Raw genomic sequence first — 9,657 nt, 5'->3', positions numbered from 1 at the left:
CCTAACATCGTATCCAGCCAATACGAACCGATGCTTTATGGGAGCACACATGCGTACCTCACTTTTTACCGCCTCACTGCTGGCTTTAGCTATTGCCGCCCCACTGGCGCAGGCACACCAAGCGGGCGACATCATCGTGCGCGCCGGTGCCATCACCGTTGACCCGCAGGAAAGCAGCAGTGATATCTGGGTCGGCGCGCTCAACACCGATGTAGCAGGCACTAAGGCGACCTTGGATAGCGATACTCAGCTGGGTTTGAACTTCGCCTATATGTTGACCAACAACATCGGCATTGAGCTGCTGGCCGCGACCCCATTCAGCCATGACGTTGGCGTGCAAGGTATGCCTGGAGCATTCGCCGGCCTGAACGGCAACCTGGGCGAGCTCAAGCATCTACCGCCAACCCTGAGCGTGCTTTATTACCCGCTTGACGCCAGCTCCGCCTTCCAGCCTTACTTGGGGGCGGGCATTAACTACACGTGGTTCTTTGACACCGAGTTGAGCAGCGAAGCAGAAACCAAAGGCTTCAGTGGCTTGGACATGAAAGACTCGTGGGGCCTCGCAGCCCAGGTTGGCATGGACTATATGCTGACCGACAACATCATGCTTAACGCCCAAGTGCGTTACATCGACATCGAAACCACCGGCACCACTTCATATGGCGGCCAGAAGGTCAAAGTCGACGTGGATGTCGACCCGCTCGTGTACATGGTCGGCCTGGGCTACAAGTTCTAAGACTAAACGGCACAAAAAAGCCGGCCACGTGGCCGGCTTTTTTGTTTATCTACGTCTCAAGACTGCGCTAACAAACGCCGCAAGCCTTCTTGTATAAGCGTTGCCTGGGGTAGCTGATAGTGCGCTTGTAAGCGCTGGTTATTAGCGCGCGAATGACGAATATCGCCAGCTCGCGGCGCCTGATAGCTAACGGCAGGCAGGCCGCCGCACAGCTCACCGATTTCTGCCAACAACTGATTCAAGCTAACTGCTTGGTTCCAGCCGACATTCACCGCCCCCTCCACCACGTGCGGTGCATTCAGCGCTTGCATCAGCAAGATCACCAGATCGGCGACAAAGAAGAAATCACGAGTCTGCTCACCATCACCAAACACGCTAATCGGCAGGCTCTGCTGGGCACGCTGGGTGAAGATACTGATGACGCCGGAGTACGGCGAAGACGGATCCTGGCGCGGCCCGAAAATGTTGAAGAAGCGGAAGATCGCCGGTTCCAGGCCATGCTGGCGGCGATAGAAATCCAGGTAATGCTCACTGGCTAATTTGTCAGCCGCATAGGGCGTCAGCGGGGCCTTGGCCGTATTTTCATCAATTGCCTGGCCTTCGCCATTATTGCCATAGACCGCCGCACTGGAGGCGAACAGCACTCGCTTAACGCCATGTAAGCGCATCGCCTCGCACACGTTCAGGGTACCGACAAAATTGCTCTGGTGAGTACTCACCGGGTCGTCCACCGAAGCTTGCACTGACGCAACCGCAGCCAAGTGCGCCACCGCAGCGCAACCCGCCACCGCCTGAGCCAAGACAGCCGAGTCAGCCACATCACCTTGGATAAACTGCAGCAGAGGATTATCCAGCGGCAGGTTGGCCAGCCTACCCATCGACAGGTTGTCCAGCACGCGAACATGGCGGCCTTGTGCCAACAACGCATCAACCAAATGCGAACCGATAAAGCCGGCTCCCCCAGTAATCAAGATAGGTCGGGAATCAGACATGGCGATAGTAACGATCCAGTAGGCTCGGCAAACCCGAGCGCCAGGCGCGAGGCTTAATACCGAAGGTGTGCAGAATTTTCTTGCAAGACAGCACCGCATGTTGCGGTTCTTCGCAGGCATCCGCACGAGCGCTGTGAGCCTGCGGGCTGAGCTCGTCGATTAGATTGCTACGGAAGTTACGCGCTTCACTGAGCACCGCCTGCCCCAGCGCCAGCGACGTCGTCGCCTCATGCCCACCGTAGTGGTAAGTACCCCACAAGGGCGTTTGGCAATCCAGCTGTTTGAGCACAGCAATAATCACGCGGGCGGCATCGTCGACCGGAGTCGGGTTACCCCGCCGGTCATCCGCTAAAAGCAGCGGCGAATCCTCTGCGGCGCGCACGAGAAAGCGTCCGAGCAAACCATTCGCACTGTCGTCCAGCAGCCAGCCGAAACGCAACAGCACATGTCGCGGGCAGGAGGCACGCACACGCTGCTCAAAACGCCACAACGCCCGCCCACGCAGGCCAAGCGGCTGAGGCTCTTCCTTCTCGCCATAAGCCGTAGCGCGCACGCCATCGAAGACGCGATAGCTGGACGGCTGCAGTAAACGGATCTGGTGGTGCTGACAGAGCTCAGCAAGGCGCTCAACAGAGCGTTCCTGGGCAGCAAAGTGCGCCTCGCTTACGCCTTCGGCCTGAAACCAGTCGAAGTAGTAAGCAAGGTTGATCAGGGCATCGGGGCGGGTGTCATCCAGCAACTGCGTCAGGCTGGCAGGATCCCAGCCTGACGCAGGAGGCTTGGGTGCGAGAAAATTAATATCCTCTTCGGCACCGAGACGGATCAATGCCTGCCCCAGCGCATTACCGCCACCCAGCAGCATCAGCCGCATACGCATAATTGAGCGCTGACTCAGCTAATCAGAATGGAATATCGTCATCAAAACTGTCGAAATCCGGCGCAGGCTGGGCCGCTGGTTGCGGCGCTGGACGCGGAGCAGATTGCTGTGGTGCGCGTTGCGGTGCAGCAGCAGGACGCTGCTGACGCGACGCAGAGTCACCACCGGCATTGTCTGGACGGCCGCCCAATAGCTGCATGGTGCCCTGCATATCCACAACGATTTCAGTGGTGTAGCGCTTGATGCCGTCTTTTTCCCACTCGCGGGTCTGCAACTTGCCCTCGATATATACCTGGGAGCCTTTGCGCAGGTACTCGCCGGCGATCTCGGCAACCTTGCCGAACATCGAAACGCGGTGCCATTCAGTCTTCTCGACTTTCTGCCCGGTTTGCTTGTCAGTCCACTGCTCGCTGGTGGCCAGGCTCAGATTGGTGACCGCGTTGCCGTTTGGCAGATAACGGGTTTCCGGGTCCTGTCCGCAGGTACCGACCAGAATGACTTTGTTAACCCCACGGGCCATAACGTTCTCCTAGGCTTTCAGCACGTCGCCGGCGCCTGCTCTATGAGGCGCTCGAGAGACGTACGATCCAATTGTTGGGTATCCACTTTGATATAGATGGCCGCTTCATCGCGCGCCACTACGGCATCCGCCACTCCGGGCACAGCCTGCAAACGCTCGGCCAACCCAGCCTCTTGCAAGGCTGCCGCTGAAAGCGGCAGGCGCAGGCTGGTTACATACGGCGGTTCGCGCATAGTAACAGCAAAGCCCAGCCAAAAAAGAGCCAGTAAGGCACAGCCCGCAAACACGCCCGACAGGCTGTAGTGCTGATACAACCAGCCACCAAGGATGCCGCCGATAGCCGCACCGAGAAACTGGCTGGTGGAATACACACCCATCGCCGTGCCTTTGCCGCCGGCCGGCGCCACCTTACTGATCAACGAAGGCAGCGAGGCCTCCAGCAGGTTGAAGGCGGTGAAAAACACCACAGTTCCCAGCACCAGCGCACGCAGGCTAGTGCCAAACCACCAGAAGAACAGCTCACATAACAGCAGAACGCTCACCGCGCCGAGCAGCACATGCTTCATGCGACGCTTTTTTTCGCCGTAGATGATAAACGGCACCATACCGAAGAACCCTACCAGCAACGCGGTCAGGTATACCCACCAGTGCTCTTCCTTGGCCAGGCCGCCCTGCTCCACCAGCGCCAGCGGCAAGGCGATAAAGCTGGCCATCAGGATGGCGTGCAGTACCAGAATACCGAAGTCCAGGCGCAGCAGGTCGGCATGCTTGAGCGTCGGCCATAACGCCTGTTTGCTCACTCCAGACTCGCGATGCTGCAACGGCCCGGCGGAAGACGGCACTAACCCCGCAACAATCACGATACCCAGCAGCGCCATAGCGGCGGTGGCAAGAAACAACCCCGGCAGGCCAAAGGCACGGGTTAACAGCGGACCTACTACCATAGCCACGGCAAATGACAGGCCGATACTCATGCCGATCACCGCCATGGCCTTGGTCCGATGCTGCTCGCGGGTTAGGTCGGACAATAACGCCATCACCGCAGCAGAAATTGCACCGGCACCCTGCAGCACACGCCCGGCAATCACGCCCCAGATCGAGTCCGCATTGGCGGCCAGTAAGCTGCCGGCGGCAAAAATCACCAGCCCCGCATAGATAACCGGGCGGCGACCGATACGGTCGCTGAGCATGCCAAAAGGAATCTGCAAAAATGCCTGGGTCAGCCCATACGCACCGATGGCCAGGCCGATTAATGCTGGCGTACTGCCCTGCAATTCCATGCCATAGGTCGCCAGCACGGGCAGCACCATAAACATACCGAGCATGCGAAAAGCGAACACCAACGCTAAGCCACCGGCCGCGCGGGTTTCACTGCCGCTCATACGCTCGCTGTGCGGATCATGCATGGGAAAGACCCTGAAGAAAGAGGCGGCGATTCTAGCAGCACTCAATGAGCGCGGCACAGCAGTGACGCTTTGCCGCGCCCGCCTTTGGCCCCGTATACTCGGTGGTTTTCCGCCCGCCATGCGAGGCCGTTGTTTGTGGACAAGATTCTGATCCGGGGTGCACGCACCCATAACCTGAAGAATATCGACCTGACCCTGCCGCGCGACAAGCTGATCGTGATCACCGGCCTGTCCGGCTCCGGCAAGTCATCACTGGCTTTTGACACCCTCTACGCCGAGGGCCAGCGCCGTTATGTCGAATCACTCTCTGCCTACGCCCGGCAATTTCTGTCGATGATGGAAAAGCCTGACGTCGATACGATTGAAGGCCTGTCGCCAGCGATCTCCATCGAGCAGAAATCCACTTCACACAACCCCCGCTCCACCGTCGGCACCATCACCGAAATCTACGATTATTTGCGCCTGCTTTATGCCCGCGCCGGTATTCCACGCTGCCCGGACCACGACCTGCCCCTGGAAGCACAAACCGTCAGCCAGATGGTCGATCAGGTGCTGGCTCTGCCCGAAGGCAGCAAGCTAATGCTGCTGGCCCCGATTATTCGCGAACGTAAAGGCGAACACCTTGCGGTCTTCGATGAACTTCGCGCGCAGGGTTTCGTGCGTGTGCGGGTCAACGGCAAAATTTATGAGCTGGACGAGCTGCCGAAACTCGACAAGCAAAAGAAGCACAGCATTGATGCGGTGGTTGACCGCTTCAAAGCCCGCGGCGACCTACAGCAACGCCTCGCCGAGTCGTTCGAGACGGCACTGAAGCTGGCCGACGGTCTAGCGCTGATCGCCCCAATGGAAGGCGAAAGCGGTGAAGAGATCATCTTCTCCGCGCGCTTCGCCTGCCCGACTTGCGGCCATTCCATCAGCGAGTTGGAGCCCAAGTTGTTTTCCTTCAACAATCCGGCTGGCGCCTGCCCGACTTGTGATGGCCTGGGCGTGAAGCAGTTCTTCGATATCAAACGCTTGGTCAATGGTGAAATGACCCTGGCCGAGGGCGCAATCCGCGGCTGGGACCGGCGTAACGTCTATTACTTCCAGATGCTCGGCTCTCTGGCCGCACATTACGGTTTCAGCCTGGAAGTGCCGTTTGACGATCTCAGCGCCGAACACCAGAAATGCATTCTGTTTGGCAGTGGCGCACAGAACGTCGACTTCAAATACCTTAACGACCGCGGCGACATCGTCAAACGCTCTCACCCCTTCGAAGGCATCGTGCCGAACCTGGAGCGGCGCTACCGCGAAACCGAATCCACCAGCGTGCGCGAGGAGCTGGCCAAGTTCCTCAGCACCCAGGCCTGCCAGGACTGCCGCGGCACACGCCTGCGCCGTGAAGCGCGGCATGTGTGGGTCGGCGAGAAAACCCTGCCCGCCGTGAGCGGCATGCCGATTGGTGACGCCACCGAGTACTTCGGCAGCCTCGCCTTGCCTGGCCGCCGCGGTGAAATTGCCGAAAAGATCCTCAAGGAAATCCGCGAGCGCCTGCAGTTTTTGGTCAACGTCGGCCTCGACTACCTGACCCTGGACCGCAGCGCCGACACCCTGTCCGGCGGCGAAGCGCAACGCATTCGCCTGGCGAGCCAGATTGGCGCCGGACTGGTCGGGGTCATGTACATCCTCGACGAGCCGTCCATTGGCCTTCATCAGCGCGACAATGAACGCCTGCTCGGTACCCTGCGCCACCTACGCGACATCGGCAACACGGTGATCGTCGTTGAGCACGACGAAGACGCGATTCGCATGGCCGACTACGTGGTCGATATTGGTCCAGGCGCTGGCGTACATGGCGGCCAGATCGTCGCCCAGGGCACCGCCGCCGAAGTCATGGCCCACCCTGACTCACTAACAGGCAAGTACCTCTCCGGCCGCGTGAAAATTGCCGTACCGGCCAAGCGCACGCCACGGGACAGCAAGCTGTCGCTGAAGATTAAAGGCGCGCGCGGCAACAACCTGCGCAATGTCGATCTGGAGATCCCGATTGGCTTGCTGACCTGCGTGACGGGGGTATCCGGCTCGGGTAAATCGACACTGATCAACAACACCCTGTACCCGTTGAGTGCCACGGCACTCAACGGCGCGACCACATTAGAAGCTGCCGCCCACGACAGCATCGATGGCTTGCAGCACCTGGACAAAGTGGTCGACATTGACCAAAGCCCGATCGGCCGCACGCCACGCTCGAACCCGGCGACCTATACGGGCCTGTTCACCCCAATCCGCGAGCTGTTCGCTGGCGTACCGGAATCACGCTCGCGCGGTTACGGCCCGGGGCGTTTCAGTTTTAACGTCAAGGGCGGACGTTGCGAGGCCTGCCAGGGCGACGGCCTGATCAAGGTGGAGATGCACTTCCTCCCAGACATCTATGTGCCCTGCGATGTGTGCAAGAGCAAGCGTTACAACCGCGAAACCCTAGAGGTGAAGTACAAGGGTAAAAGCATCACCGAAGTGCTCGACATGACCATCGAGGAAGCAAGGGTGTTCTTCGATGCCGTGCCAGCGCTGGCGCGTAAGCTACAAACCCTGATGGATGTCGGCCTGTCCTATATCAAGCTAGGGCAGAGCGCGACCACCCTCTCCGGGGGCGAGGCGCAACGAGTCAAACTGAGTCGCGAGCTAAGCAAACGTGATACTGGCAAGACCCTATACATCCTTGATGAGCCAACCACCGGCCTGCATTTCGCCGACATCCAGCAACTGCTCGACGTCCTGCACCGCCTGCGCGACCACGGCAATACCGTGGTGGTGATCGAGCACAATTTGGACGTAATCAAGACGGCTGACTGGCTGGTTGATCTCGGCCCAGAAGGTGGCTCTAAGGGCGGCCAAATTATAGCGGTCGGCACGCCCGAGGCAGTCGCCGAGATGGCGCAGTCGCATACTGGCTACTTCCTCAAGCCACTGCTTGAACGCGACCGCGACTGACTACGCGCACGCAATAAAAAGCCCCGGATTTCGGGGCTTTTTATTGTCTATAAACGCCTACATCTGCGCCTGTAGGTAGTTTTGTAGACCGAGTTTGTCGATCAAGCCAAGTTGAATCTCCAACCAGTAAGCATGATCTTCCTCGGTATCCTTGAGCTGCACCAAGAGGATGTCACGGGTTTGATAATCCTGATGCTGCTCACAGAGCGCGATGCCCTTACTCAAGGCTTCCCGCACGTGATATTCCAACGCGAGGTCGAGCTTAAGCATCTCAGGCACTGCCTGACCGAAGCTAAAGCCATCAGCAACCATGTCCGGCGTGCCTTCGAGAAATAGAATGCGCCTAAGGATCGCATCAGCGTGCTGAGTCTCCTCTTCCATTTCATGGTTGATTCGCTCGTACAACTTGCTGAAGCCCCAGTCTTCATAGAGACGCGAATGCACGAAATATTGATCACGCGCCGCTAGCTCGCCTTTAAGCAGCATCTTCAGGTAATCGATGACTTCTACATGACCTTTCATGGGGGGGGGTCCCTTAATCGAGCGGTAACAGTGGTTTATGCTCGCCGCACGCAGCGCAGGGGTCAAGCACAAAGCTAAACGCTAGCAGCGCAATGACACGCAGAAAAACCCGTCAAACATGCAAAGCGCACAGCTTATTTAGCGTATAAAAAAACCGGGCCAAGGCCCGGTTTTTTATACAACCAACAACTTACTCAGCGTCTACAGCTGCACCAGCGACCGGACGGTCAACCAGCTCAACATAGGCCATTGGAGCATTGTCGCCCGTGCGGAAACCGCACTTGAGAATACGCAGATAACCGCCCTGACGGGTGGCGTAGCGCTTGCCCAGGTCGTTGAACAGCTTACCGACGATGGCTTTCGAACGCGTACGGTCGAAGGCCAGACGACGATTGGCAACGCTGTCTTCTTTAGCCAGAGTAATCAGCGGCTCGGCAACGCGACGCAGCTCTTTGGCTTTCGGCAGAGTAGTTTTGATCAGCTCATGCTCGAACAGCGATACCGCCATGTTCTGGAACATGGCCTTGCGGTGTGCGCTGGTGCGGCTGAGGTGACGGCCACTTTTACGATGACGCATGGTTCAATTCCTTACCAAACTCACGTTCGGTGATGATGACGATCAGGCAGTCGCCTTATCGTCTTTCTTCAGACTTGCCGGCGGCCAATTGTCGAGGCGCATACCGAGGGAAAGACCGCGAGAAGCCAGAACATCCTTGATTTCAGTCAGGGATTTCTTGCCCAGGTTCGGCGTTTTCAACAATTCAACTTCGGTGCGCTGAATCAGATCACCGATGTAATAAATGTTCTCTGCCTTGAGGCAGTTAGCCGAACGAACAGTCAATTCCAGGTCATCAACCGGACGCAGAAGGATCGGATCGATCTCGTCTTCCTGCTCAACTACCACTGGCTCACTGTCGCCTTTGAGGTCGACGAACGCAGCCAACTGCTGTTGCAGGATGGTTGCGGCACGACGAATTGCCTCTTCTGGGTCCAGAGTACCGTTGGTCTCCAGGTCGATAACCAACTTGTCCAAGTTAGTACGCTGCTCAACACGAGCGTTTTCCACCACGTACGACACACGGCGTACCGGGCTGAACGAAGCATCCAGCTGCAAGCGACCAATGCTGCGGCTTTCATCTTCATCGCTCTGACGAGCGTCAGCCGGCTCATAGCCGCGACCACGAGCTATGGTGAGCTTCATGTTCAGCGCGCCAGTGGAAGCCATATTGGCGATTACGTGGTCGCCATTGACGATTTCGACATCGTGATCCAGCTGAATATCGGCAGCGGTAACTACGCCCGAGCCCTTCTTCGCCAGAGTCAGTGTCACTTCGTCTCGACCGTGCAATTTGACAGCCAGACCTTTCAGGTTGAGCAGGATTTCAATGACATCTTCCTGAACACCTTCGATGGCGCTGTACTCATGGAGTACACCGTCAATCTCGGCCTCAACTACTGCACAGCCAGGCATAGAGGACAACAAGATGCGGCGCAGCGCGTTGCCCAGGGTGTGGCCAAAGCCACGCTCGAGAGGCTCGAGAGTGATCTTGGCGCGGGTCGGACTGACCACCTGCACATCAATGTGACGGGGGGTCAGGAACTCATTTACCGAAATCTGCATGGATGCACCTATT

General features: G+C 58.1%; 9 protein-coding genes. 2 read left to right on the top strand and 7 right to left on the bottom strand.

The genetic code is table 11. The features are described 5' to 3' along the window. The first annotated feature begins 49 nt into the window (after positions 1 to 49). Complete coding sequence (locus BMZ32_RS14340) at positions 50 to 736, top strand: OmpW/AlkL family protein (protein WP_090243141.1); 687 nt, start codon at positions 50 to 52, stop codon at positions 734 to 736. 56 nt (positions 737 to 792) lie between these two features. On the opposite strand, the gene BMZ32_RS14335 is transcribed toward BMZ32_RS14340, so the two are convergent. From BMZ32_RS14335 to BMZ32_RS14320, 4 genes are read right to left on the bottom strand one after another with little or no spacing between them, the layout of a single operon-like run. Continuing rightward, complete coding sequence (locus BMZ32_RS14335; protein ID WP_090243139.1) at positions 793 to 1,728, bottom strand: NAD-dependent epimerase/dehydratase family protein; 936 nt, start codon at positions 1,726 to 1,728, stop codon at positions 793 to 795. After that, a complete protein-coding gene (locus BMZ32_RS14330; protein WP_090243137.1) occupies positions 1,721 to 2,605 on the bottom strand; it encodes a sugar nucleotide-binding protein in 885 nt (294 codons plus the stop codon). The genes BMZ32_RS14335 and BMZ32_RS14330 overlap by 8 nt, the downstream gene beginning before the upstream one ends. 22 nt (positions 2,606 to 2,627) lie before the next feature. Further along, the gene (locus BMZ32_RS14325) at positions 2,628 to 3,125 is read right to left on the bottom strand and encodes a single-stranded DNA-binding protein (protein WP_090243135.1); all 498 of its coding nucleotides are present in this window, start codon (positions 3,123 to 3,125) and stop codon (positions 2,628 to 2,630) included. Between the two features lie 17 nt (positions 3,126 to 3,142). Next, positions 3,143 to 4,531, bottom strand: a complete 1,389-nt coding sequence (locus tag BMZ32_RS14320) for an MFS transporter (RefSeq protein WP_090243133.1) — start codon at positions 4,529 to 4,531, stop codon at positions 3,143 to 3,145. A 135-nt stretch (positions 4,532 to 4,666) separates the two neighbouring features. Between BMZ32_RS14320 and uvrA the strand changes: the two genes are divergently transcribed. Then, positions 4,667 to 7,501, top strand: coding sequence for an excinuclease ABC subunit UvrA (gene uvrA, locus BMZ32_RS14315; protein WP_090243875.1), 2,835 nt, complete (start codon positions 4,667 to 4,669; stop codon positions 7,499 to 7,501). Positions 7,502 to 7,558: 57 nt separating this feature from the next. On the opposite strand, the gene bfr is transcribed toward uvrA, so the two are convergent. The 3 genes from bfr to BMZ32_RS14300 all read right to left on the bottom strand — a co-directional run bounded on the left by bfr (position 7,559) and on the right by BMZ32_RS14300 (position 9,644). Then, positions 7,559 to 8,023, bottom strand: coding sequence for a bacterioferritin (gene bfr / locus BMZ32_RS14310; protein ID WP_090243131.1), 465 nt, complete (start codon positions 8,021 to 8,023; stop codon positions 7,559 to 7,561). A 190-nt stretch (positions 8,024 to 8,213) separates the two neighbouring features. Then, entirely contained in the window at positions 8,214 to 8,600 is a 387-nt protein-coding gene (gene rplQ, locus BMZ32_RS14305) for a 50S ribosomal protein L17 (protein ID WP_069519894.1), read from the bottom strand. Between the two features lie 42 nt (positions 8,601 to 8,642). Further along, positions 8,643 to 9,644 carry a DNA-directed RNA polymerase subunit alpha gene (locus BMZ32_RS14300; RefSeq protein WP_090243129.1) on the bottom strand — a complete coding sequence of 334 codons (1,002 nt, stop codon included), beginning with the start codon at positions 9,642 to 9,644 and terminating at the stop codon, positions 8,643 to 8,645. Positions 9,645 to 9,657: the final 13 nt, after the last annotated feature.

Origin of the sequence: Pseudomonas guineae, assembly GCF_900113745.1 — a bacterium.
In the GTDB taxonomy this organism is placed as follows: domain Bacteria; phylum Pseudomonadota; class Gammaproteobacteria; order Pseudomonadales; family Pseudomonadaceae; genus Aquipseudomonas; species Aquipseudomonas guineae.
Note: the sequence above shows the minus strand (reverse complement) of the source record. Positions and strands in the feature narration are given on the sequence as shown.